This window comes from Wolbachia endosymbiont (group A) of Opomyza germinationis, from assembly GCF_964264765.1.
In the GTDB taxonomy this organism is placed as follows: domain Bacteria; phylum Pseudomonadota; class Alphaproteobacteria; order Rickettsiales; family Anaplasmataceae; genus Wolbachia; species Wolbachia pipientis.
On the sequence record NZ_OZ183482.1, the window covers coordinates 543,838 to 568,693 of the forward strand.

Here is a 24,856-nt window from a genome sequence, read left to right on the forward strand (position 1 = left end):
TACTACTCGCTGATCCATTTGCTTTTCACTATTTTCTTTGATTTTTTACTTTCTGGTTTTTCACTTAAACTATTCCATTTACTCTCTGGCCAACGATCGATTCCAAGCGCAATAGATGCTGCTCTTGCATAAATCCTACAGTCTAATACTTCATTTCTTTCTCTTACCTTTTGCCACTCTTGTTTGGTATAACCTTTTACTACTTTGCTGACTAATTGCTCTGCCGTTAGCTGCTTAAAATATTCAGGTGCATACTCGGGAAAATGACAGTATCCTGCTGGAGCTTCTTCACCGTCCTTTAAAACATTAAGTAATTGAAAAAGTTCTGACTTTAAAATCGATACTCCCACTGGCCAGAGCTTTATTCCTCTTTTTAGCTTTTGACCACCAACTGTTATATCTACTCTACTTGGGCTGCTAAGTGGTACTAGCGCTTTATTTACACCTTTTACTGCCATTACTCTTCCCGACCCTTGATGACTTCTCACCCAGTTATAAACTTCCTGCGTTGCATACCCAGCATCAATTGCCATCATGCTTATCATGTATTCAAGCCCATTTTCACCGATAAAATGATGATTTAAGAGCTCAGAGAGTTTTCCCCATACTTCTCCACCTCCTGTATCTCCTTCAAATACTCGGTAGTCTATTGACCAATTTTCACGGCTTTTTCCCCATGCTACAACTTCTACTTCTAAGCGGTCTTTTTGAACATCAACTCCTGCTGTCAAAACTACTTCGCCTTTTGGTACTGTGCCAATCTGAAAAAATTCTCTCCTGTTAAATAATTGCTTCCAGTCTGGTACTTCTCCTTTATCTACCCAGGTTTCTCCTAAAGTGGTATTTATCCAAACCTTCAGTAATTGTTCACTTTCCTTTGCATGGAGAAAATCCTCTACTGCTTGTTGCCAACTATACCACCCAACTGGACTATAAAGACTTGAAAGATGAAATCCTTTTTTCTCACCTTTTACTCTATTAGTAGGCCTCCATTCTCCACGCTCAAGCATCTCTGTTTTTTGATGATTTTCTATTTTGCCGCTACATTCAGTGCAGACATAATGTGCTGTTCTTGAGTCATTATCTTCCCATTTAATTTGTGACCATTTCAGAACTTGATAGTAATTACAATATGGACATGGTACAAAAAAATATCTCTTATCTGTTGCTTCAAATTCTTTCTCAATTCTGCTTATTCCATGAATCGTTGGTGTTGATACTAAAAAAATCTTTCGCCGTGCAAATGTATTAGTTCGTGCAATACTGAGCAGTACTGGATCTCCTTCACCTCCTGAATCTCCTGGATATGCATCTATTTCATCAAGAAAGAGATACTTTACTGGCATAGAGCGAAGTCCCACACTGCTGTTTGCTCCGGTTATTACTACAATTCCACCTGGAAACTCCTTACTTTGTACAGTATTGCCTGAATCTCTTGATCTTGGGTCTTTTACTTTACTTTTTAAACATGGTGTACTTTCAATCAGTGGCGCAAATCTTCCTTTTGACCAACGCTTTCCCATTTCAACTGTTGGCTGTACTACTAGCATTGGTCCTGGTGTTTGATCGATGATATAGCCAATCCAATTGTTACCAGCTTCTGTTCCCCCAATCTGCGCTCCTTTCATGAATACTACTTTTTCTGCTGGTGAGGACGGAGAAAGTGAATCCATGATTTCTTTTAAATAAGGAGTTCTTTCCGTTCTCCATTTCCCTGGCTCTGATGCTGCAGTTGCTGCTAAAACTCGATACTCATTTGCCCACTCTGACACTTTAAGCTGCGGATCTGGTCTTAAACCTTCAGAAAAAGATGTGGCGTATATCATACCTCTAGCTCTTCACCATCATTAGATGATACTTCAACATCACTTAAAATAGGACTTACGCTCTCACTTGTTTTCTCACTTTCGAGTTCAGTAAACATTTTCTTTTCAAGCGCTTCTTCTACGTATTTCTGAGTTAAATTACTCATCATTATTGCAGCTATGAGTGCAACTATTCCCACCATTACCGCAGCTATAATGTTAGGGTAAATTCCTACTATCGCTATTGCGCATATTGTTATAGTGACACAGATGATATTGGTATATTTCTTTATTTTTTTGTCTGCTATTTTCCTTTCTTCAAAATATTTATTGCTCAATAAATGAAACGTTGGAAAGTTGTCATTTTTTCCAAATAAAACTATATCTTTTTCTTTGCTTAGTAACTTTATCAGTTTTACATTATTTGTTGTTATTGCGTACTCAAAAACATCTGTAGCATCTGCTCTTTTCTTTAGCAGTAATTTTACTATATTAAAATGCCTATTTATTGCTGCAAGATATACTGCTGATTCTCCTTGATCGTTTAAAACATCTACTTCAACTCCTTCTTTTAAAATCGCCCCCAGAATCTCCTCATATCCTTTTTTTGCTGCTAAGTGAAGTAAATTGTTCTTCTCTACTCCATACCTATTACTTATTAAAGCTTTTACTATTTCAGATTTGTTCTCTTCTTTCGCATAACAAAACGGTGTCTTGCCATTATCATCTTTAATCAAAGGATCTATATCTTCTCGCGTTAGTAAAACTTCTATTGTTTTAAGTCTTTCAGCATAATGTAGTGGCGTTTTATTTTCATAATCTTGTAAGTTGACCCCAGCATTAGGAACATTTATTAAGCATCTTACAATATCTAAACATAAGTCTCTTTCGTCGTAATTACTGCTACTTATAGCTACGTGCAAAGAAGATAATTTCATTGCATTTCTGCCGCTACCAGCTATATTGACATTCGCACCAAGATTTGAAAGTAATTTTACTACTTCTAGCTTCTTGTTGTTTACTGCATAATGCATTGCTGCATGATTTCTCACGTCAAGAACATCTTTATCCGCATTTCCTTCTCTAATTAAAATTTCTACTATCCCTTCATGCCCAGCTCCTGCCGCTAAATGTAACGGTGTATGTAGTAAAGCATTCTGCTCATTAACATTAACTCCTTTGTTGAGTAAAAACCTTACAGCATTTGCTTCATTCAACATCGCAGCTAAGTGAAGCAAACTATCTTCCTCTGATCCGTATTTGTGATTGATTAGTGCTTGTAATATTTCTTCTCTTGCACAAGAGAGCGCACTTTTACCATCATCATCAGTGATCAGTGGATTAATATTTTTCCTATTTAGTAAGAGAGCAACCATACTAAGCTCGTTAATTTCTACTGCATAATGTAGTGGGGTTTTCCCATTTAATCCTCTAACATTTACATCCACTCCTGGTTGATTAATAAGACACTTTATTAATTCTAAACTTAAGTTAGCAGACATTATTTAAAACTTAATATTAGATAATTCTTGTAATGAGTTTGTAATCTCTTCGGTTAGCGCCATATGAATCTTTTCAGTGTCACTCAGTGATGCAAGTAGTGCTGAAACTCTATTTGGAATATTAAGCAAATTATTACGTACAACTCTTGCTACATTAAATGCATCGCGCTTTACTTCCTCTACTGCTACAAGTTCACCAATCTCAGCCTTAGCTTTCGCCTCAAGAAGTTTACCTCGTTCCATTTCATTTTTTATTCGAGTTTTTAGCAACATCGTGGAAAGGTTACTTGTATTTTCGTTTTCTGGATTTTTCCTCCTAAGTGGCTGACTTGGATCTCTTATTGCCGCTACTGCTTCATTTGCTTGTTCTCTATTGATCAAACCATCCTCCAACTCAACTATCCCTTTCTTTACTAAATAACAGACATATTGCTTTGATACTCCTATCTCTCTTGCCCATTCTGTTTGTGTTATTTTTTTCACTTTTTTTTGCCTATTTTTTACGAATTTTCTTCTTGAGTCTCTGAAAAGGTTTTACCAGTACCGGCTAAAATGGCATCTCTTCCCGTGTATACTTGCCAACGTTTTATCGTTACATCTACAAACTTTGAATCTAGCTCTATTGTTCTGCAAATTCTTCCTGTTCTCTCACATGCAATCAATGTGCTACCAGAACCACTAAATGGATCAAGTACTATATCTCCTGGTCTACTGCTATTAACTATTGCTCTTTCCATTAATTCTACTGGCTTCATCGTTGGATGTAGTGTATTGTGCGTTGGCTTATCATAAAACCACAGATCACTTTGATTTCTTCCTCCATGCCACTCACGTTTATTGCCGCTTTTCCATCCATAGAGCATTGCTTCGTATTGTCTTTGATAATCTGATCTGCCTAGCGTAAAGTGATTCTTTGCCCAAATGATAAATGTTGACCATTTTCCTCCTGCCTCCTCAAATGCTTTTTGCAACGTTGAAAACTCTGATGATGATATGCAGATGTAAATTGCTCCTTTCGTATATGCTAAAATATGGGAACAGATGTCATAGAGAAAAAGTTCGTACTTTTCACCTTGATTATCATTTAATATCTTTTTGTCTTGGCTATTACCATAATCAACGTTATATGGAGGATCACAAACAGTAATGTCTGCCATTTTATCATCTAACAGCGCTTTATATGATTCAACTACAGAGCTATCACCACAATAGATTCGATGATCACCTAAAATCCAAAGATCACCTGGCTTTGTTATTTCTACCTTTTTGTCATCAACAACTAAGTCAGAAAGATCTTCTTTTTCACCATCTAAATCATCAAGAAAGTTTTGAACTTTTTCCAATTCAAATCCAGTCATTTTAAGATCAAACTGCAAATCTTCTAACTCTTGAATTTCCATTCTCAAAAGATCATCGTCCCACTTTGCCCAATTAGCTGATTGATTTGCCAGTAATCGAAAAGCTTTGGTTTGTGGTTCATTTAGATTATCACTTAAGACCACTGGAATACTCTCCATACCAAGTTTTCTTGCTGCTTTAAGTCTTAAATGACCATCAACCACAGTTCCATCGCTTTTTGCAACTATTGGAATACGAAAGCCAAATTCCCGAATAGAAGCACACATTCTGTTGACTACATCGTCATTTTTACGTGGATTACGATCATATTCAACTAGGTTTCGAGTAGGATAATAGTGGATTGCTAAATTCATATAATTGCTATACTAATTAAAAAGTTAATAATTAAAATATCTCTGACGCTAGAGAAGGCCTGGGGTCTGACCCACCAAACCCGCCATTATGGCCGAAAGGACCCACTTTTTATGGATTTTTCATCTTATTAATATCTTTACTGAAATCCATAACATAGAACATTAATGCTAAAGCATCAGATTCATTATCATCTTTAGGCAAAACCCCTTTTTCCTTTACAGCTTCAATAACTTCACTCTTACTTGCATTACCTTTGCCTGCTATAAAGCGTTTTATAGTTTTAACATTAACACCTTGGTAGGGAATATTGTTCTCTTCACACCAAGCAGACAGCACTGCAAGAAACCCACCGTAGCAATGGGCTGCATCAGTTCCTAAATGTCTTCTCACCTCCTCAAAGTACACTGCAGAAATGTCTTTCAAAGAATTGAGCCAATTGCAAAAGTTTAAGAAACACATTCCACCTCCGCTGAAACGACTACCATGAAAGCTTTTGCTCCCACTTTCAATTATTCCATCTGTTAGAATTGCCCAGCCTGTTTGCTTGCCGAGATCTAGCGTTAAGATTGACGTACAAAAACTCCTTTGTGTAATTAAAGTTCAATGCCCTGTATAATATATATGTACGATGACTCGCAAATTCGTCCGCAATTTTGAAAAAAAATTAAAAAAAATTTCATATCCTGCCATTTGAGTTTTTTTCATCTTTACTTATCTTAATAACTATTTTACATAACTTATATTACGCCAATATTTATATTATTATATTATCATATATTATATTTTACCTGTATTTAAATATATATATAATATATATAAGACTTCAGTAATCCGCAAACCCTCTTTACTGGCCGATTTTAGCCACTTAACTTTAGAAACGGCTTTTAGGAATAGAACATAAAAAAGACAATATTATCAATAACTTAACGATCACTGCTTTCTGAAATACTAATTAGTAACTCAGAAATTAGGTACGAAATTGGTAGTTTTTTACCTATGAAAAAGTAGCTTCAGTAGTGTATCAAAACGTTTAAATCTTATTTTAATTTTTAAAGATTTTATTCTTTTAGATAAAAAAATTATTACTACTTTTTTATAATAAATTAGTCATACAAAGTCTTGGTAAAAATCTCTATTCATGAAACTTTTGGAGTTTTTATGAAGAATTCTTATCAAGGAATCGATTCTACAATTGTTAAACATGTGAGATTTCAAGCTTCGCGCCTTAAATCCAAAAGCTGTTTTATTAACGAAAGTCTCGAAGATATAGAACAAGAGCTTTTTTGTCAGGTTTGGCAATATCTTAACCGGCACGATGAGAAAAGAAGTAGTTTTAGTACTTTCGTTGCTAGATTAGCTAATTATTGTGCTCGCAATATGTTACGCAATCAGTTATGTCTAAAACGTAATATAACTTTTGATGATATAAACGACGATATTCCAGATCATAGGAACTCGGAAATCGAAGCGATAATTCGCACTGATATAAATAATATAATTTCAACTTTGTCTGAAAAAGATAGTAATTTATGTCAATTACTTAAGGTATTTACTATTACTGAAGTTTCTGTAATAACCAAAATACCAAAGACAACTATCTATCGCACACTAGAACGAATACGCAATAAATTCTCAGTTTTAGAGAAGTTATAAGCTCTCGATTATATTTGCTCAAAAATTTTTTTTTGCAAATTGCGGACGAATTGCCTAGGTCATCGTACATATATATTTAGGTACTGGGAGAAAAATGAAAATAATGAACAGCAATGAACGGCTAAAAGTTCAAACAGGTATAAAAATGGTCATCTTTGGTCCTTATGGTATAGGTAAAACTAGTCTCTTAAAGACCATAAATGAACCAACACTTTGTCTTGATTTTGAGGCAGGTTTACTTGCTGTTCAAGATTGGCAAGGGGATTCTGTAAGTATTCGTACTTGGAATGAGGCAAGAGATATTGCATGTCTCATAGGTGGTCCTAATCCTGCGTTAAAATCTGACTCAGCATATAGCCAAAGACACTATGAGCATGTATCCAGTAAATACAAAGAGCTTTCTTCAGAGTTTCTCAAGTATCGATGTATTTTTATCGATAGTATTACAGTAGCCTCGCGTTTATGTATATTATGGTCAAAAATGCAACCTGAAGCTTTTTCTGAAAGATCAGGAAAACAAGATATGAGAGCTGCTTACGGGTTACTTGCTCAAGAGATGATGGCTTGGCTCAATCAGTTTCAACATATTCCAAATAAAGACATCATTACAGTTGGAACTCTTGGGCAATACCTTGATGATTTCAATCGCTCAACTTGGCTACCTCAATGTGAAGGAGCTAAAACTGCAAGTGAAATTCCTGGGATAGTTGACGAAGTAATCAGTATGGTTGGAATCAAGAAAGATGATGGTACAGAGGTTCGTTCATTTGTCTGTCAGACAATTAATTCTTGGGGATATCCTGCTAAAGATCGAAGTGGATGCCTGAATATGGTTGAAGAACCGCATCTAGGAAAACTTCTTACAAAGATTAAAACCAAAGCTTTTGCAATTCAACCTATCACGCACAACATATAGGAGGTTATTATATGCTACAAAACTTTTTAACTATTGGTCAAAAAATTCCTTTTTTCAGTGTGAAAGAATACTTGGATGATCAATCGCCAATACCAGAAGATATAATCTCACCAAGAATTTTAACAAAAAGAGGCTTATTGGTACTGGGTGGCCCACCTAAAATCGGCAAGAGTGACTTTTTGATCTCTTGGCTTGTTTACATGGCTGCTGGTAGATCATTTCTCGGTATGACACCAAATAGACCTTTGAAAATCTTCTACATGCAAACTGAAATTGAATATGAATATATGAAAGAACGTTTGCAACAACTTGATAATGAACTTTTGAATGTAGCTGCTAACAACTTAATCATTACGCCAAAAGTGCACTTATCATTTAATCATGATGAAATAAGTGAAATTAAGGAGATTGTAAATGAACGCTTTAAACCTGATGTTTTGGCCATAGATCCATTACGTAACATCTTTAGCAGTGAATATGGAAATGAAAATGACAATAGTGCTATGCTGTTTTTTCTGCAAAAGACTCTTGAAAAGCTACGCAGTGCTATCAATCCAGATGCTTGTATTGTACTTACTCATCATACAAAAAAATTATCAAAAAAGATGCTCGAAGAAGATCCATTTCAAGGCCTAAGTGGTGCTGGATCTTTACGTGGATTTTACAGTACTGGTATGGTGATGTTTGCTCATGATGAAGAAAGTAGTGTACGCCAGATAGTATTTGAGCTTCGTAATGGTGAACGCGTGCAAAATAAACTTGTCGATAAGATAAATGGTCATTGGCAGCTAATGGAATAGCTAATTTTCACTTTAAAGTCAACTTATAGGAGAGCGTATGCTACAAGATTTTTTAACTGATTTTAATAACGCGAAACTGCAAAGCAGTTTAATACCAAAAGGTACAATAGTCAAGGTAAAAATGGCAATAAAGCCTGGAGGTTATGAAAATTGGTTCACTAAAAACTACACTACTGGCAGTATCTATTTAAATGTAGAATTTACCGTCACTGAAGGCCCATATGCAAAACGCAAGATTTTTCAGATTATAGGTATCAAAAATGGCAAAGCAGAAGGTGAAGAAGACATCTGGGGAGAATCTGGACGTTCTATGCTGCGTAGTATTTTGGAATCATCCAGAAATATTCATGCAAATGACACTTCAGAGAAAGCAGTTACTGCTAGAAGAATAAACTCTATAGCTGATTTCAACGATTTAGAGTTTACAGCAAAAGTAGGCGTTGAAACTAATAATACGTACGGAGATAGGAATAGGATTACTACAGTTATTACTCCAGAATTACAAAAAAGTTTTCAAGATGATTGGTTGCCATTTTGAAGTATGACGAAGGAAAGTTGTGGGCTGCTGTTATTACTAGAGCTATTCAGGATGCAGCAGGAAAAAACCCTAAACTTAAAAAAGAGGCTTGTCAATGGATTCGCTCACGATCTTTTGAAACTGTTTGTGAGCTGGCTAATCTTGACTTTAAACGTCTAAAAAATATGTTGAACAAATTTGGAATAAACAAGGAGAATTTTATGGATTTTTCATCTAAAAATGCTTTAAAAATAAAATCATTATTAATTAATAATATCAAAGATTGTTTATCTTATTTGTTACCTGAAGGCAAATCTTACCAAAATAAATTCTATATTGGCAGTAGAAATGGAAATAAGATAATAGTTGAAATGGAAGGAGAAAATGCAGGAAATTGGTACAACCTGATCGAAGAAAAGAAAGGAAATATAATAGACCTTTGGACTTTAGTTAAAGGTAATATAGATTCTGCTGAAACATGGTTGAACAGTAAAGATGAAAGAAGTTCCATATTACAAGAAAAACAAAACGAAGGAAAAGCATTTTCTGTAAACCATTACTTAAATGACAAATCACCAATGCCACAAGATATAATAGGCCCAAGAATTTTGACACCAGGTGGTCTTTTGGTCATAGGTGGTACTCCAAAGATTGGCAAAAGTCATTTTCTTCTTTCTCTATTAGTACATCTGGCAGCAGGAAGATCATTTCTTGGCATGAAGCCTACAAGACCGCTAAAAATATTCTATCTACAAAACGAAATGGAATATGATTACATTAGAGAACGTATACAACAACTCAACAAACTTCCTCATTTAGCAACAGAAAACTTAATTGTGACGAACAAGATGAATTTGACCTTAAATGAAGAAGGTATAGAAAAAATAAAAAATATGGTAGAGGAAAAGTTTGATTTAGTTGTGATTGATTCTCCTTATAATTCCGTTAACCATGGTCTGCAGCATGCAATAGAAAAACTACGTTCCAAGATTAATCCTATGGCTGGAATAATCATCACAAATCACACCAAAAAAGTACCTGTCTCTATATTGGAAAAGAATCCATTTCAAGCTCTCGTTGGTGCTAACGCTCTAAGAAGTTTTTATACATCTGGAATAGTAATATTTCAACCCAATAAACGTACAAATATCTTGCAAGTAGTATATGAACTTAGAAACGGTAGATCTATACCAACAAAATTCATCAATAAGATTAATGGATGTTGGAAATCTGCTAACGTTATAGCTAGAACATAAAAATTCTTCAGGTAGGTATGGATATTTATTGTTCACAAAGAAATGGACGTTATAAATTATTAGGGGAGAAAGAACAGTTAAAAACTCAACTCCTATCAAATATAAGGTCATGTCTTTCTTATTTACTGCCAAGAGGAACTTTTCGTGGTGATAAGTTCTATGTAGGTGATCTAAAAGGCAATCAAGGAAAAAGTATGATAGTGGAGTTAACTGGCAGTAAAGCCGGATTATGGCATGATTTTTCTACCGGAGAAGGAGGAGATATTTTTGATCTTTGGGCTGCTGTTACTGGAAAAAATCAATTTACTGATACGATAGAAGATATTGCTAAGTGGATTGGTTATTCGGAAAAAAATAACACTCTGGGGCAACCAACGGCATCATGGAACTATTACGATGAAAGTGATCAAGTGATTGTTACAGTTTATCGTTATAACACTGATTCAGGAAAAAGATATCTTCCTTTTGATGTAAAAAGGTCTAGTTTTACTCTACCAGAGACCAGGCCTTTATATAATATTCCAGGTATCATGAAATCTGATAAGGTGATTTTAGTTGAAGGTGAAAAGTGTGCAGATGCTCTGATAGAGCAAGGTATAACTGCCACAACTGCAATGTTAGGAGCAAATGCACCAATAGAAAAAACAGACTGGTCACCACTTAAGGGTAAGCATGTTATTATTTGGCCAGACAATGATGAGCCAGGTAAACAATATGCTGAGAAAGTTGTGAAAAAGCTTACTTTTCTTGGTGTTTTATCACTTACTCTTCTTGAAATACCGGAGAATAAACCAAAAGGATGGGATTCAGCTGATGGTATAGAAGAAAAGATGAATATTCCTGAATTCATTGAAAATAACTCGAAAAAAATCATCGTTAAGCAATTTCTTAATATTCAAGAATGGAGTGTGGAACGTTTTATAGGTCCAGTACCAGAGCAAAAGTTTCTTGTTGAAGGGTTATTTCCTTTAGGAGTGACATCTATTCTAGCTGCAATGGGAGATACTGGTAAAGGTATGCTTCTGCTTGATTTAGCACTGAAAGTTGCGAGTAGAAAAGATCAGCCATGTGGTTTTGGTCCTTTAGTTACTGAACATGGATCTGTGGTAATTTTCTCAGCAGAAGATGATATGAGTGAAATACATCGTCGTTTAGAGCGTCTTGATTCGCAATGCGAAAGATTAAAATATAAAGATAGGCTCTTTATTGTACCATTACCAAATGTTAGTGGATCACTTACAATCATAAAGAGTGTTTCAGGTAAAGTTATAGAGACTTCTCCTGAATTTGAATCTATAACAAAACAACTTAATAAAATAAAAGACTTAAAATTAATCGTATTTGATCCACTTGCATCATTTGTGCATGCTGATTTAAATACTGACCCAGCCGTAGGCGATTATTTGATGTCTTTATTATCTGATTTAGCAGGTAGCACTGGAGCATCAATAATTACTGCCCATCATATGAGAAAGCCAAAAAGTGAAAAACCTATATCGACTGTTGAGCAAGCACGTGATGCCATTAGAGGTACATCTGCTCTTGTTAATGGTGTTAGGTGTTCATACGCTTTTTGGTCTGTAGAAGATGCAGCTAAACCGACAATTTTTAAATCAATAGGAGAATCTGTAAGACAGAACGCATTATTTTATGGAGCAATTGTTAAAGCAAACGGTTTGGCTGATCGCACTTTACGCACTTATTTAAGAAATGAAGAAACAGGATTGTTAGAGGACATAACTGAAAGATTAAGAATAAAAAATATGAACGAAAAAGATTCAAAGCAGCATCTTATAACTGCAATTACACGAGCAGCAATTTCTGGACATCCATTTACCCATACAGGAAGTACAGGAGTGTATAAACAGCGGCATAGACTACCTGAGGAGTTTCACAGTATAGGAAGAGATAGAATGGAGCGTATAGTTCAAGAGCTGTTACAAACACGGAAGCTGGTTAAGGGAATGGCTACTGGTTCAAAAGAAGATAAATGGCTTGACATTCCTAGCGGACCATTTGCTCGCGGCGTTGGAAAGTTTAGCTGTGGAGCTGAGCTATTCTCCTAAAAAATTTTTCTGATATAAAAAAATATTTTGATTTTTGCGGACGAATTTTGAACTCACCGTACATATATAATATAGGGGGCTTAATTAAAAATGTCAATACTCACACAGTCAGGAAGAGCAGCAATAGCAGCCAGCATCAAAAAGCAATCTATCCATCTTGCTTGGGGAAGTGGTGATTCAAGCTCTGGAAGTAGCCACAAAGTAGAAAAAACTTTCGTTAAGGGTGAAATAAAATTTGATCATCAACCTATTTTTGATCGTCAACCTATTAAAGATGTGAAGGTTTTTACAGGGCAAACAACTTATCAGCCAAGTATTGACTATACAGTTAATGGCAGTACTGGTGTAATAAAACTTACGGAAAATAGCTCTATTCCAGTAAGTGATAAAGTTACTGTAGAGTATAGTGAAAGCACACCACCAGAGCTGATAACTTCTGAAAAGCTGCTCAATGAACTTGGCAGACGTACTGCAGACGAAGTGCTATTCTGCACAGGTGATGAAAACGGTGAACTTATAACTCCATCTGGAAGGTTTAGGCCCTCAAATGTACCAACTAATAATCTTGTATCTTGAAAAAAGCATCTAGTGTTTTAAGCTTAAGCATTGGATGGAGAAGGGAAAATTTTGTTAATAATCTTAGATATAAAATCTGTGATAGAGTTAAGAATCCCTTCTCAAAAGTTAAGGCTGGACGGTATCTTAGAAAGACCTAAATGGTTCTAATTCTGTATTCACAAGGTTAGCCTTACTTTTCATTTTAATGGTAACATATGGAGTGATATATGATCAACAACTTTTTAGGAATAGATGTTTCAAAAGAACACTTTGATGTTTCTCTCTCATTCATAAGTAAAAAAGGAAAACGTGAAACTAGAAAAAGGAAATTTAAAAACGATAATACTGGGTTTCAAGGCCTGCTGAACTTGCTACAAAAACATAACGTAGAAGAAGTAAAAGCTTGCATGGAATCCACTGGTTGTTATAGCGAAGCTTTGGCTGAATTTCTGCACAATGCTGGATATTTTGTTAGCATTGTAAATCCTTATTGCATAAAATCTTATGCAAGGAGTAAGCTTGTACGGCAAAAGAATGATCAGACTGACGCAGAAATTATAGTAGATTATTGCCAAAGACAGGAACCTTCTCGTTGGACGCCACCTTCTCCTGAGAAGAAAAAATTAAAGCATCTTTATCGTTGTTCAGATGCATTAAAAGATGAGTTAACATTCGTAAATAATCATTTAGAAAAGAAAGAGAGACTGCATGAAGAAGTTGTAAATGCTTGGGAAAACCTTGCAATGAACATAGAACAATCAATAGAAACAATAAAAAACTCCATACGTGAACTATTAAGACAACACAAAGAATTGCTGGAAGATTTTCAACTCCTATTAACTATTCCAGGAATAGGAGAGGAAACAGCAATAGCTATTTTAGCTGAAATTCCTGATATAAAAGCTTTTATAAATGCCAGGCAATTAGCAGCATATGCAGGAACTATACCACAAAATATAACGTCAGGTTCCTCTGTATATGCCAAGCCCAGATTAAGCAAAGCCGGTTCACAAACATTACGTAAGGCAATATATTTTCCTGCTATAGTAGCTAAAAATCACAACCCTATCATTATGACTTTTTGTGAGAGGCTAAAAGAGAAAGGCAAGCATAATATGGCCGTTGTGGGAGCTGCAATGCGTAAGTTACTCCATATGGTTTTTGGTGTTTTAAGCTCAAAAAAGGCTTTTGATCCTGATCATATAAAAAACCGCAAAACAAGGTTATCTATGAAAAGCTTCCTTGTTTGATAGAGATTAAATGTAAAATTTGTATGTCAATACTCACACAATCAGGCAGAGCTGCTATTGCACTAAGCATCAAAGAGCAATCTATATATCTTGCTTGGGGAACAGGTGATTCAAACTGGGAAAGTAGCCACAAGGTAGAAAAAATCTTCGCAAATGGTGAATTAACGCTTGATCATAACCCTATTAAAGAGGTAAAGATCTCTAAAGAGTTGGCAGTCTATAAACCAAGCAAGGACTACACAGTTGATAGTAACACTGGTATTGTTAAATGTCTTGAAAATAGCTCTATTGCAGCAGGTAGCACAGTTACCGTAGAGTATACTCAAAATACACCAGCAGAGCCTATTACTTCTACAAAGCTGCTTAATGAACTTGGAAGACGCATTGTTGATGAAGTCCTTTTTTGCACAGGTGATGAAAATGGAGAACTTATAACTCCTTCGGGAAGGTTTAAATCTTCAAATATGCCAACCAATAATTTATATCTTAAATTTACCTTCGATTTCACGGATGCAGCAAATCAAGTAATCAAAGAGCTAGGAGTTATGGTTGGCACCAAAGTAAAAGAAGCTTTACCACCAGGGCAAAGATATTTTGAACCTAAAGATATTGAAAATCCTGGGATTTTATTGGTTTTAGAGCACACTGTGCCACTTATCAGAACCGCAGCTACAAGAGAAACTTTTTCCTTTGTTGTAACATTTTGACATATGGCAATAGTCTATTTTTTGAAAGAAAAACACTTAGATCAGAAGAATCAACAAAATCTAAGCTCATTTTTATTGACATGCAAGACGGTATCTCTATCTCAAATTTACTTTCGATTTCACAAACGCAGCAAATCAAGTTATACGGGAATTAGGGGTTATGGTTGGTACTAAAGTAAAAGAAGAATTACCTATAGGACAGAGGTATTTTGAACCACAAGATATAGAAGACCCAGGGATCTTATTAGTTTTAGAACACACTGTACCACTTATCAGAACATCTGCAACTCGGGAAACTTTTTCATTTGTTGTAACCTTTTAGAATAAAATGACTTTAAACGCCTATTATAACCGCTTTAATCCTGACAAAGAGTACGAAAAAAGTTTGTTCCTTGCAGGAAGAGGTCTACAGTCTGCAGAATTAAATGAGATTCAAGATTATGCCCTTTTGAGGCTCAAAGGCATAGGAGATGCGATATTCCGCGATGGTGATGTTATAACAGGAAGCAATTGTATTATAGATGCAAAAACTGGTAAAGCTACACTTGAGGGAGGAAAAATCTATCTGCGCGGTGCAGTTAGAAAAGTTGAAAAAGAAGAATTTGTTATTCCACTGAGTACCACAGTGCGTATAGGTGTTTATTACGTAGAATCTACCATTACAGAACTTGAGGACGAAAATCTTCGTGATCCTGCTATTGGTACAAGAAACTATCAGGAAGTAGGAGCTGCAAGGCTTAAAGTTTCCACCATTTGGGGTTATCAAGCAGAAGGTCTTTCTCCACGTTTTTCTGAAGGAGAGTTTTATCCAATCTATAACATTGAAAACGGAGTTCTTGTTCAGTATTCACCGCCACCACAAGCAAACATAGTAACTACTGCTCTTGCTCGTTATGACAAAGAGGCAAATGGTTCCTACGTTGTAAATGGCCTTGAAGTGATGTTCCTCCACAAAGAAGAAAAGGGAGAAGAAGGGGTAAAAAAAGGTAAAAAAGAAATATTTGTGATTAATGAGGGCAAAGCTCATGTTGATGGCTATGAGATTGAACTTCCTCACAGTATTCGTGTTTCTTTTGATGAAGATCCGGATATAAAATCAGTTGAATCAGAACCACATACTTTTCAGCCAAATAGCCAAAGAGTAATGGAACTGAAGGTTAATGATTTTCCAATAAGTGAAATTAAAAAAGTAGATATAACTGTTCAGAAAACCATTACTGTTACTCATGGTTCATACTCTGGAGCTATTGATCCGATACCTGACTCTGCAGTACTTGAGATTATTCAAGTTAAACGAGGCAATGTTATTTATGAAAATAGTATAGATTACAAATTAAACGCAGGAAACGTTGATTGGTCATTACCAGGTAAAGAACCAGCTCCTGGAAGTAGTTATCAAATAACCTACCGCTGTCGTACTCATGTAAGCCCTGAAGATATAAGTGAACAGGGATGCAAAGTAAAAGGAGCAGTTGATAACAGCTTGGTTCTGATTGATTACACCTGGAAAATGCCCCGCTATGATTTAATTACTATCGATAGCAAAGGAGTGGTAAGAAGAATAAAAGGAATTTCTCACCCTTGGCGACCATCAATGCCTAGAGCGCCTAGTGGACAACTTTTGCTCTGCTACATTCATCAGACGTGGAAAAAAGGCGAAGGGGTAAAAATAGTGAATAATGCTATTCATGCTGTACCGATGAATGAGCTTGAAGCAATGAAAAAAGGAATAAATGATCTTTATGCGCTGGTTGCAGAGGAACGTCTACGCAATGATGCAAATTCAAGAGAACCTACCACCAAAAAAGGAGTATTTGTTGATTCATTCTTTGATGATGATATGCGCGATCAAGGAATTTTGCAGTCTGCAGCAATAGTAAATAAGGAACTAATTTTACCAATAGATGTAACGATTGCTGATATTGATGGAGGAGAAAAAACTTATTTGTTGCCATATGAACTTGAACCGGTACTGGAGCAGCTTTTACAGACTAAAGGAGAAAAGATCAATCCATATCAAGCTTTTGATCCAGTCCCGGCACAAATTACTCTAAATAAAAATATAGATCACTGGACGGAGGTTACCACGAATTGGAAAAGTCCAGTAACCAGAGTGTTTAATGTTAAAGAAACAACAGAGCTGCTGTCAAGTACCTCATACGAAACTGAATTTATGCGAGAAGCAACTCAAAATTTTGAGATTGAAGGTTTTGCAACTGGTGAAAAGCTTAAGGAAGTAAAATTTGATGGCATAAGCATTCAACCTCAAGCATAGAAAATATTTGAAAGAAAAACATGATCGCAACATTTATTGCTGATAACAGAGGAAAAATAAAAGGAAGATTTACTGTACCAAGAAACATTCCTGCTGGGACTAAGTTAGTGCAGTTCTTCGGTGATAAAGGAAGTTATGGAGAAGCAACGTATACTGGTAAAAAAACAATTACCATAGAGGAAAGAAGAAGAGTGATCGCAGCAAGACGAGTTGATCCTTTAGCCCAAACATTTACGCTAAATGAGAGCAGACACATAGGAGGCGTGGAGCTATGGTTCGTAAATAGCAGCAAAAAACGTGTTGTTGTGCAGATTAGAGAAACAGCAGTGGGAATGCCCTCGCAGACTGTCATTGCTGAAAGTTATATTGAGCCGAAAGATATAAAAGTAGATGGCACAGCAACACGTATAGAATGGCCACCAGTGTTTTGCCATGCAGGAGAGGAGTATGCAATAGTACTGCTTACTGATGATCAGGGTACTGCAGTCAAAATAGCAGAACTTGGCAAATATGATGCAGTAAATAGCCGTTGGGTAACAAGTCAGCCATATCAAGTAGGAGTATTACTTTCATCTAGCAATGCAAGTACCTGGACTCCACATCAAAATTTAGATTTAACGTTTCGACTACTAGCTGCAAAATTTAGCGAAAATTCTCATGTTATTGATCTTGGCAAAGTTACAGCAACCAATACTTCAGATTTAATTGTTTTGACAAACGTCGAAAAAGTAGCATTTGATACCAATGTAGAATTTATCTTAACAGATGAAGAGGGAAGAGAAAACTTTTTGTCTGATAATTTGCCGCTTGCACTGCGTGAAAGAATAAATGGGGAATTAACGGTAAAAGCAAGCCTAAAAGGAGGGCGAGAGAAAAGTCCAGTGCTATATCCTGGGTTACAGCTAGTTATGGGTAATCTTTCTAAGAGTGCAGATTATGTAACTAGAAGCATTACAGCAGGAGCTAACACTAAGATCACCATAACATATGATGCGCTAATACCTGGCACTGCAGATGTAAAAGCATATGTGCAAAAAAATGTGGATTGGCAATTAGTAAATTTAACATCAGGAAAACCAATTGGAGAAAATTGGGTAGAGAGAGTCCACATACTGACAAACTTTAATGGCAATGAGACAAGGATAAAATTGGTTTTAAGTGGAACAGTTGTCTATCGTCCTAAAGTCAAAAATTTGCGAGTGATTATTACTTGAATCAATGCCAAATGACCAAAGCAAACGAGGATATACACTACCACATCCAGAAAATATTGCTGTGCAGGATGTTGTTCGTATCCGTACCACAATTAAGAAAATAGATGAAGATATTACCGAAAGAGAAGATGAGCATAATCAACTTAAGAGTAATTTTGAGCGGTTTAATTTTGAGACTTTTTTAAATTTTTGGAAATGAAAGAAGCAATATACCAAAGGATAAAGGATTTAGCAGCAAATAGCACACCTGATCAACTGGCATATCTTGCAAAATCGCTGGAATTGATAGCAGATAAAAAAGCTATTGCTGACATTGTGCAGATGACTGAGGTAAAAGAGATAATTGATGCACTACAAAAGAGGCTTAAGGATTTAGCAGAAAACAGTACACCAGATCAATTAGCATATCTTGCTAAAGCATTGGAATCAATAATCGACAAAAGTGCAGTTTCTGAAATTGTACAGATGACAGATGGTAAGCTAAAAGAACTTCTTGATAGTGCAAAAAAACACTTAACTGATCTGGATAATAAAAAAGCTAGTTCTTTAGCAGTGATCTCTGAATCAGAGAAGCAGTTATTAAAGAGAATTGATGAAAAAGGAACAACAAATTTATCGCTACTTGATACGAGAAAGAATGCCAATATTGCAGCAATAAATAGCATTAGTAACAGTCATAAAGATGGTCTTAAAGGTTTAGTGAATAACTTCCGTACTGTTAATGATGTGCCAAGTGGCTCATCAATTATTAGGGAAATAGAAACTCGAATTGAAAACATCCTTAATGAGGTAAAAACTCGGGATGAACAGTTAAAAGCGTCTCTTATAAATGAAATAAGAAAGCGCAACATGGTTGAACCAGGGTCATTACCTTTCTTATTTGGTGTACTTGGCAGAAAAAATAATTATTTTGGCCACGGAACTTTTACGACAGAGCTTGGAAAGTGGAGTAGTGATATAACAAAAACCGACTATATGTTGCAATTACTAGCAGGTAGCCATACATACGATACAGATTACGTTAGTTTTTATCGGCCAAGACAACTAAGTTTTATAGAGGGAAGTAAAGGAACATTTATTTACGGAGAGTCATGCACAAAAAGTTTTTCGGGTAGTTATGATGAGATATACTATTACCCGTATGCTGCACTTGGAGTAGTATTTGTAAAAAATACAACCAATGTGAACATAAATAAGACAATGGAATTTGTTGGATCATCGTATTCGAGTACGGAGTATGGGGGAGCAGGATTATTTGTGGGAACTCCTGATAATACTAATTCTAATAAATCAAGTATTTCAAAAATAGTATGGAAAAATGTTTACCAATACACGAGTTCTGATAGCAAGTTAGCCGGATCTGGTAATGTGGAGATTCCAGCAGGAAAAACAGTTGCAATATTACTTTACACATCATCTTATCTGTATTCCAGAACACAAGTTAGTCAAGGTATGCTTGCATCAAATTATGTACACAACTATGGTCAATTTATTCAGTGGGGGATTTATAACATACGTAGCAATTTTCTAACCACGGGGCTTGAAATAGATGTAGAGAGAACGCTAAAAGCTTGGCAATGTCCAGGATTAGAACAAACTGATCAAATATGGCAATAAGGAGGAATTTGTGACTATTTATATACGTTTTGAAAACCACAAGCAGATTGAAACAACAACACTTGAAAACAAGCCAACTGGAAATGATTGGTATGAAGCACCAAAGAATTTTGACTGGCAAAAAAGTTATTGTTTAACAGAAGGAGAGAAAATTGTTGAAAGGAATAAGGAAGATATTGAGCTGGAATTATTGGAAAATGCGAAACTTTCTGCACTTGATAGTGTGCGTTTTTATTTTAATAACTATACTAACGAATACGCTGGAAATTCTCACCAAAAAGCTAAATCGTATCAAATACAAGAAAAAGCAGCAAAAAGCATTCTAGCAGCACCAGAGTCTATAAGTAAAAAGGATACAGAAATTATAGAACCATTAGCAAAAGTCCGTGGTATTACAGTTATTGAAATGGCAAGAATAATTGAAGAAAAAGCAAAAAAAGCAGTAAAAGAAATAATTAAATGTGAAGAGTTGGAAGACATTACCAAGAAGAAAATTGCAGAAGCTAAAAGTGAAGTAGAGCTACAGACTTTGCTCGATGATTTCAGGAAAAAAATACAAAGAAATGGCTGAAGAATTTTTACATGGCGTAAATGTTATTGAGGTAACCTCAGGAGCAAAGACAGTACGTACAGCTAAATCATCAGTGATAGGTGTAATTGGTACTGCACCTGAAGCAGATGAGCAAAAATTTCCGCTAAATAAACCAGTGTTAGTTGCAGGAAGCTTAAAGGAAACAGCAAAGCTCGGAAAGAGTGGCAGTTTACCTTCTGCAATAAATGGAATATTTTCCCAGATTGGTGCAACAGTAGTAGTTATTCGAGTTAAAGAAAGTGAAAACAGCGATCCAAAGCTCAAAGAAAGTGAAACTATTCAAAGTATAATCGGTGGAGTTGATAAAGAGACTGGAGAATATCAAGGGATAGAGGCATTTCTCAGCAGTGAAAGTATAGTTCATGTTGCTCCAAGAATATTAATTGCACCTCAGTTTACTCATCAATTACCAGAAGATGCAGTGGTTGCAGCATTAATTTCTATAGCAGAAAAATTAAGAGCTATAATAGTAGCAGATGGACCAAATACTAATGATGAAGAAGCAATTAAATGGAGAAAAAGTGTAGGCAGCTCAAGAGTTTACGTAGTTGATCCTTGGGTTAAGGTATTTATTGAAGGAAAAGAAGAAATCTTGCCATCGAGTCCATTTGTAGCTGGGTTAATAGCTAAGATAGACAGCGAGCAAGGATTTTGGCATTCGCCTTCAAATAAAGAGATAAATGGTATTGTTGGAACAAGCAGGCCTATTGATTTTAGCTTAGGTTATGCAAATTGTAGAGCAAACCATTTAAATGAAAATGAAGTAACAACGATAATTCATCAAAACGGCTACAGACTTTGGGGAAATAGGACATGTTCAAATGACTCAAAATGGGCTTTTTTGTCAGTGAGAAGGACTGCAGATTTAATCAACGATAGTCTGCTGCGAGCTCATCTATGGGCAGTTGATCGCAATATTACCAAAACTTATATAGATGATGTGATTGAGGGGGTGAATTCTTATTTGGCCAATTTAAAAGCGCAAGGAGCAATTATCAGCGGAAAATGTTATGCAACTCCAGAATTAAACACACCAGCAAATATTGCAAATGGAAAAGTGTATTTTGACTTTGAGTTTACACCGCCATATCCTGCTGAGCAAATAATATTCAGGTCTCATCTTGTAAATATAAGTTAGGAGAAAGCAAAGTGTTACCCAAAATACTGAGAAATTTTAATGTATTCGTTGATGGTCGTGGTTATGCAGGAAAAATTGATGAAATAACCTTGCCGAAGCTCACCATTAAAACAGATGAATATAGAGCTGGTGGTATGGATATTCCAATAAATATTGACATGGGTATGGAAAAGTTAGAAGCAGACTTTACTTTTTCTGAATACGATACAGAACTCTTTCGGCTATTTGGGTTGATAAATGGAAATTCAGTTTCTTTGACACTCAGAGGTGGAATGCAAGGTAGTGGAAGTAATGATATTGAAGCAGTAATAATCAATTTAAGAGGCATTTTTAAAGAATTTGATTTTGGTAACTGGAAACCTGCTGAAAAAGCAACGCTGAAGTGTACTGTAGCTGCCCATTATTATAAACTTACGATAGGTGGTAATGAACTGATAGAGATCGATGCTGAAAATATGATTAGAAAGATAAATGGTGTTGATCAAATGGCACTACTTCAAACGGTGCTTGGAATATGAAGATTTTTAGAATTCTATTTTTTAGATGTTGATCAAAAACATTTTACAAGATTTTATTTTTTATAGGAGAATTTTATGCAAACTATAACACTAAACAACCCAATCACAGTTGATGGTATTTCTGTCTCAGAACTTACCGTTAGACGTCCAAAAGTTAGAGATTATCTAGCTATTGAGAGACTTAATGGTAGTGATCTAAGTAAGGAAGTAACTTTGACTGCCAATTTGACATCAGTTGCAAAAGAATCAATTGAAGAGCTAGATATTGCTGATTATGTGAAAGTACAAGAGGTATTAAAGGATTTTTTTTCACCGATTGTCCAAAAAACTTGAGATTAGAAATACTAGTGCTTGGCTCTATCATAGGTGGTGGAGTTGAGCACTTACTTGAAATGGAGATTAATGAGTTCATGTCATGGAGTAAATTAGCTAGGGAGTTCAAATGTCAGTATTATCGATAAAAATAGGTGCAGTGCTTGATGGCAGTTTTAATACTGTAATAAAGGGCAGTAGTAGTCAACTCTCTAATCTTGGTGAGAATATAAGAAAGCTTGATTCATCTTTAAAGTCAGTATCAAAGTTTAAACAGTTAGGTCATGATGTTTTGACCAGCAGGAGGTCGTGGAAGGGCTTTGAAGATCAAGTAAAATCTTTAGCTAAACAAATGAAAGCAATAGAGAAACCAAGCAAAACCTTAAAAGTTGAGTTTGATAAAGCTAAGTTTTCTGCAACAAAAGCAAAAGAGGCGTACTTAAGAAAGAGAGATGCTTTGCATTCATTCAATGAAGAAGTAAGAAAAAGTGGAAGAAATATTAAGTACTTAGTAAGTGACCAACATAAACTTGGCTCTTCTATTGAAGTATTAAAAGGTAAGTATGGTAAGCTTGGATCTGCAATACGTAGTCACCAAAGTTTTTTAGCAAGCAAAGCACATTTTAAGTCACAAATTATAGAAACTATTGGGCTAGGGCTAACGCTTGCAGCTCCAGTTAAAGTTGCGATTGACTTTGAAAGTGCTATGGCTGATGTTACAAAAGTGGTAGATTTTAAAAAAGGAACGGATGAAGCAACTAAATTTGCAAAGAAGTTAAAAGAGATGTCACGCACTATACCATTATCAGCCGCAGAACTGGCACAAATAGCTGCAAGTGGTGGTCAACTTGGTATCAAGAAAGAAGATCTTTTTATGTTTACAGAAGCAGTGGCAAAAATGTCTACAGCATTTGATATGTCTGCAGAGCAAGCAGGTGATTCTATAGCTAAACTCTCTAACGTTTATGGAATTGATGTTAGTAAAATGGAACATGTTGGTAATGTGATCAACCACTTATCAGATAACACTGCTGCTAAAGCAAGAGATATGGTTGAAACTCTAGCAATAGTTGGTGGTACTGCAAAGCAGTTTGGTTTGGATATCGAGAAAACAAGTAGTTTAGCAAATGCTTTCATTAGCTTAGGTAAAACACCTGAAAAAGCTGCAACTGCTATAAATGCTCTACTTAGTAAACTTCAGACTGCTGAAGAACAAGGAGGGGATTTTAAAGCAGCATTAGAGCAAATGGGAATAACTGCAGAAGAAATAGTACAAAGAATAAGCGAAAACGGCGAAGAAGCATTACTCTATTTTTTTCAAACTCTAAAGAAAATGGATAACCAGGAACGTTCTACAATCCTTATGAAACTTTTCGGTCAGGAATATCAAGATGATATTGCATTATTAGCTGGAAGTTTTAATAAGTATGAGGATGCAATAAAGTTATTGGCTAATACAGAAAAGTACAAGAGCTCTCTACAAGAAGAATTCAAAAATCGTGCAGACACTACAGCTAATAAATTACGACTTCTTCGAAATGCAATAGCTGAAGTTGGTATGAACCTGGGCTCAGTGATGCTGCCTACTTTAAAATCTATAGCTGAATTTTTACAAGAAAAAACTAGATATATAGCAGAGTTTGCAGAAAAATATCCAACTTTAACTACAGCAATTATGGGTACCGTAGCAGCTTTGATAGGTTTAAAAATTGCATCAGTAGGACTAGGATATGTATTTACATTGCTAGGAAGTGCGATTTTTGGTCTGAAAGCAAATCTAATCGGAGTATTTTCATTTTTATCAGCTACAGTTTTTCCTGCAGTAATAACAGGACTAAGAGCAATAACACTTGCTGTAATGAGTAATCCTATAGGACTTTTAATTACTGGACTTATCACAGGTGCAGCACTTGTGATAACTAACTGGCAAAAAGTGAAGGAATTCTTTGCTAGTTTTTGGAAATCAATCATAAAACCGATAGGAGAGGCTTTTTCATGGATGGGAGATACAGTTAGTAGCGTATTTGGGAAAGTGTCAGAAAATAGTCCAATAAAAGAATTTGAGAGAAGAAAAACTGTTATTTCGTTAGTTGATGGAGAAGCTAGCAATGTACTTTCTAAAAATAGTGTTTTTAATAATGGGAATCCTTTATCAAATAATAGTGTGATGAAAGGAATTTCTAAAAATAGCTGGAATAATGTTAAAATTAAACATGCTATTGCAGAAAAGAAATCTATAGTAGATGAGAAAGATCTCAATCTGAAAGAGTACGTAAAAAGCAAATATGAAAATAAAACTTTTAACCAAACTCAACATAATTATTTCAACATAAGTGTACAAGCAGCACCAAATCAAGATGTTCGTAACCTTGCTGATGAAGTAATAAAAAGGATAAGAGAAAAATCACGTGATGTTCTGTTTGATACCATAGACCCTGTTTATTAAA

General features: G+C 35.5%; 23 protein-coding genes and 2 pseudogenes. 20 read left to right on the forward strand and 5 right to left on the reverse strand.

All coding sequences use genetic code 11. The features are described 5' to 3' along the window. Positions 1-2: 2 nt before the first annotated feature. The 5 genes from ACFEL3_RS02660 to ACFEL3_RS02680 all read right to left on the reverse strand — a co-directional run bounded on the left by ACFEL3_RS02660 (position 3) and on the right by ACFEL3_RS02680 (position 5,587). Positions 3-1,826, reverse strand: coding sequence for a phage terminase large subunit family protein (locus tag ACFEL3_RS02660; protein ID WP_265017946.1), 1,824 nt, complete (start codon positions 1,824-1,826; stop codon positions 3-5). Further along, a complete protein-coding gene (locus ACFEL3_RS02665) occupies positions 1,823-3,307 on the reverse strand; it encodes an ankyrin repeat domain-containing protein (protein ID WP_264378237.1) in 1,485 nt (494 codons plus the stop codon). The genes ACFEL3_RS02660 and ACFEL3_RS02665 overlap by 4 nt, the downstream gene beginning before the upstream one ends. A 3-nt stretch (positions 3,308-3,310) precedes the next feature. Further along, entirely contained in the window at positions 3,311-3,790 is a 480-nt protein-coding gene (locus ACFEL3_RS02670; RefSeq protein ID WP_264378236.1) for a hypothetical protein, read from the reverse strand. 17 nt (positions 3,791-3,807) lie between these two features. Further along, positions 3,808-5,019 carry a DNA modification methylase gene (locus ACFEL3_RS02675; protein ID WP_265017947.1) on the reverse strand — a complete coding sequence of 404 codons (1,212 nt, stop codon included), beginning with the start codon at positions 5,017-5,019 and terminating at the stop codon, positions 3,808-3,810. A gap of 109 nt (positions 5,020-5,128) precedes the next feature. Beyond that, positions 5,129-5,587 (reverse strand): crossover junction endodeoxyribonuclease RuvC, encoded by a 459-nt coding sequence (locus ACFEL3_RS02680; protein WP_265018095.1) that lies wholly within the window; start codon positions 5,585-5,587, stop codon positions 5,129-5,131. Positions 5,588-6,178: 591 nt separating this feature from the next. On the opposite strand from ACFEL3_RS02680, the gene ACFEL3_RS02685 reads away from it, so the two are divergent. The 20 genes and pseudogenes from ACFEL3_RS02685 to ACFEL3_RS02780 all read left to right on the forward strand — a co-directional run bounded on the left by ACFEL3_RS02685 (position 6,179) and on the right by ACFEL3_RS02780 (position 24,855). Next, a complete protein-coding gene (locus tag ACFEL3_RS02685; protein WP_190321275.1) occupies positions 6,179-6,673 on the forward strand; it encodes a sigma-70 family RNA polymerase sigma factor in 495 nt (164 codons plus the stop codon). 94 nt (positions 6,674-6,767) lie between these two features. Next, on the forward strand, positions 6,768-7,589 hold the full coding sequence (locus tag ACFEL3_RS02690; RefSeq protein ID WP_265017948.1) for an ATP-binding protein: 822 nt from the start codon (positions 6,768-6,770) through the stop codon (positions 7,587-7,589). 11 nt (positions 7,590-7,600) lie between these two features. Next, positions 7,601-8,389, forward strand: coding sequence for an AAA family ATPase (locus ACFEL3_RS02695; RefSeq protein ID WP_265017949.1), 789 nt, complete (start codon positions 7,601-7,603; stop codon positions 8,387-8,389). A 37-nt stretch (positions 8,390-8,426) separates the two neighbouring features. Beyond that, positions 8,427-8,927, forward strand: a complete 501-nt coding sequence (locus ACFEL3_RS02700; protein WP_019236461.1) for a hypothetical protein — start codon at positions 8,427-8,429, stop codon at positions 8,925-8,927. Next, positions 8,924-10,162: an AAA family ATPase gene (locus tag ACFEL3_RS02705; RefSeq protein ID WP_265039525.1), complete on the forward strand. Its 1,239-nt coding sequence runs from the start codon at positions 8,924-8,926 to the stop codon at positions 10,160-10,162. The genes ACFEL3_RS02700 and ACFEL3_RS02705 overlap by 4 nt, the downstream gene beginning before the upstream one ends. Before the next feature lie 17 nt (positions 10,163-10,179). Next, a complete protein-coding gene (locus tag ACFEL3_RS02710; RefSeq protein ID WP_265017951.1) occupies positions 10,180-12,228 on the forward strand; it encodes an AAA family ATPase in 2,049 nt (682 codons plus the stop codon). 90 nt (positions 12,229-12,318) lie between these two features. Beyond that, positions 12,319-12,795: pseudogene (locus ACFEL3_RS02715) on the forward strand (hypothetical protein); the annotation flags it as partial. 218 nt (positions 12,796-13,013) lie between these two features. Further along, positions 13,014-14,036: an IS110 family transposase gene (locus ACFEL3_RS02720; RefSeq protein WP_265017953.1), complete on the forward strand. Its 1,023-nt coding sequence runs from the start codon at positions 13,014-13,016 to the stop codon at positions 14,034-14,036. Positions 14,037-14,059: 23 nt separating this feature from the next. Next, entirely contained in the window at positions 14,060-14,743 is a 684-nt protein-coding gene (locus tag ACFEL3_RS02725) for a hypothetical protein (protein ID WP_264706695.1), read from the forward strand. Between the two features lie 94 nt (positions 14,744-14,837). Then, positions 14,838-15,065 (forward strand): annotated as a pseudogene (locus ACFEL3_RS02730) (hypothetical protein); the annotation flags it as partial. 6 nt (positions 15,066-15,071) lie between these two features. After that, positions 15,072-17,018 (forward strand): DUF4815 domain-containing protein, encoded by a 1,947-nt coding sequence (locus tag ACFEL3_RS02735; protein ID WP_265017954.1) that lies wholly within the window; start codon positions 15,072-15,074, stop codon positions 17,016-17,018. A gap of 20 nt (positions 17,019-17,038) precedes the next feature. Continuing rightward, positions 17,039-18,232, forward strand: coding sequence for a hypothetical protein (locus ACFEL3_RS02740; RefSeq protein WP_265017955.1), 1,194 nt, complete (start codon positions 17,039-17,041; stop codon positions 18,230-18,232). 4 nt (positions 18,233-18,236) lie between these two features. Beyond that, on the forward strand, positions 18,237-18,431 hold the full coding sequence (locus tag ACFEL3_RS02745; RefSeq protein ID WP_265017956.1) for a hypothetical protein: 195 nt from the start codon (positions 18,237-18,239) through the stop codon (positions 18,429-18,431). After that, a complete protein-coding gene (locus tag ACFEL3_RS02750; RefSeq protein ID WP_265017957.1) occupies positions 18,428-19,849 on the forward strand; it encodes a hypothetical protein in 1,422 nt (473 codons plus the stop codon). The genes ACFEL3_RS02745 and ACFEL3_RS02750 overlap by 4 nt, the downstream gene beginning before the upstream one ends. Before the next feature lie 10 nt (positions 19,850-19,859). After that, complete coding sequence (locus tag ACFEL3_RS02755; protein ID WP_265017958.1) at positions 19,860-20,420, forward strand: hypothetical protein; 561 nt, start codon at positions 19,860-19,862, stop codon at positions 20,418-20,420. Then, positions 20,413-21,579: a phage tail sheath subtilisin-like domain-containing protein gene (locus ACFEL3_RS02760; protein ID WP_265017959.1), complete on the forward strand. Its 1,167-nt coding sequence runs from the start codon at positions 20,413-20,415 to the stop codon at positions 21,577-21,579. The genes ACFEL3_RS02755 and ACFEL3_RS02760 overlap by 8 nt, the downstream gene beginning before the upstream one ends. Before the next feature lie 11 nt (positions 21,580-21,590). Further along, on the forward strand, positions 21,591-22,097 hold the full coding sequence (locus tag ACFEL3_RS02765; RefSeq protein ID WP_265017574.1) for a phage major tail tube protein: 507 nt from the start codon (positions 21,591-21,593) through the stop codon (positions 22,095-22,097). A 75-nt stretch (positions 22,098-22,172) separates the two neighbouring features. Further along, a complete protein-coding gene (locus tag ACFEL3_RS02770; RefSeq protein ID WP_236514624.1) occupies positions 22,173-22,430 on the forward strand; it encodes a phage tail assembly protein in 258 nt (85 codons plus the stop codon). Further along, complete coding sequence (locus tag ACFEL3_RS02775; protein WP_255703166.1) at positions 22,427-22,558, forward strand: hypothetical protein; 132 nt, start codon at positions 22,427-22,429, stop codon at positions 22,556-22,558. The genes ACFEL3_RS02770 and ACFEL3_RS02775 overlap by 4 nt, the downstream gene beginning before the upstream one ends. Beyond that, positions 22,540-24,855, forward strand: a complete 2,316-nt coding sequence (locus ACFEL3_RS02780) for a phage tail tape measure protein (protein WP_265017960.1) — start codon at positions 22,540-22,542, stop codon at positions 24,853-24,855. Before ACFEL3_RS02775 ends, ACFEL3_RS02780 begins: the two co-directional genes overlap by 19 nt. Position 24,856 lies beyond the last annotated feature (1 nt).

Excerpts from the sequence above, each read along its gene's own strand:
- ACFEL3_RS02660 (WP_265017946.1), bottom strand. The coding sequence starts at position 1,826 with ATGATATACGCCACATCTTTTTCTGAAGGTTTAAGACCAGATCCGCAG.
- ACFEL3_RS02665 (WP_264378237.1), bottom strand. The coding sequence starts at position 3,307 with ATGTCTGCTAACTTAAGTTTAGAATTAATAAAGTGTCTTATTAATCAA.
- ACFEL3_RS02675 (WP_265017947.1), bottom strand. The coding sequence starts at position 5,019 with ATGAATTTAGCAATCCACTATTATCCTACTCGAAACCTAGTTGAATAT.
- ACFEL3_RS02685 (WP_190321275.1), top strand. The coding sequence starts at position 6,179 with ATGAAGAATTCTTATCAAGGAATCGATTCTACAATTGTTAAACATGTG.
- ACFEL3_RS02690 (WP_265017948.1), top strand. The coding sequence starts at position 6,768 with ATGAAAATAATGAACAGCAATGAACGGCTAAAAGTTCAAACAGGTATA.
- ACFEL3_RS02695 (WP_265017949.1), top strand. The coding sequence starts at position 7,601 with ATGCTACAAAACTTTTTAACTATTGGTCAAAAAATTCCTTTTTTCAGT.
- ACFEL3_RS02700 (WP_019236461.1), top strand. The coding sequence starts at position 8,427 with ATGCTACAAGATTTTTTAACTGATTTTAATAACGCGAAACTGCAAAGC.
- ACFEL3_RS02710 (WP_265017951.1), top strand. The coding sequence starts at position 10,180 with ATGGATATTTATTGTTCACAAAGAAATGGACGTTATAAATTATTAGGG.
- ACFEL3_RS02720 (WP_265017953.1), top strand. The coding sequence starts at position 13,014 with ATGATCAACAACTTTTTAGGAATAGATGTTTCAAAAGAACACTTTGAT.
- ACFEL3_RS02725 (WP_264706695.1), top strand. The coding sequence starts at position 14,060 with ATGTCAATACTCACACAATCAGGCAGAGCTGCTATTGCACTAAGCATC.
- ACFEL3_RS02735 (WP_265017954.1), top strand. The coding sequence starts at position 15,072 with ATGACTTTAAACGCCTATTATAACCGCTTTAATCCTGACAAAGAGTAC.
- ACFEL3_RS02740 (WP_265017955.1), top strand. The coding sequence starts at position 17,039 with ATGATCGCAACATTTATTGCTGATAACAGAGGAAAAATAAAAGGAAGA.
- ACFEL3_RS02745 (WP_265017956.1), top strand. The coding sequence starts at position 18,237 with ATGCCAAATGACCAAAGCAAACGAGGATATACACTACCACATCCAGAA.
- ACFEL3_RS02750 (WP_265017957.1), top strand. The coding sequence starts at position 18,428 with ATGAAAGAAGCAATATACCAAAGGATAAAGGATTTAGCAGCAAATAGC.
- ACFEL3_RS02760 (WP_265017959.1), top strand. The coding sequence starts at position 20,413 with ATGGCTGAAGAATTTTTACATGGCGTAAATGTTATTGAGGTAACCTCA.
- ACFEL3_RS02770 (WP_236514624.1), top strand. The coding sequence starts at position 22,173 with ATGCAAACTATAACACTAAACAACCCAATCACAGTTGATGGTATTTCT.
- ACFEL3_RS02780 (WP_265017960.1), top strand. The coding sequence starts at position 22,540 with ATGTCAGTATTATCGATAAAAATAGGTGCAGTGCTTGATGGCAGTTTT.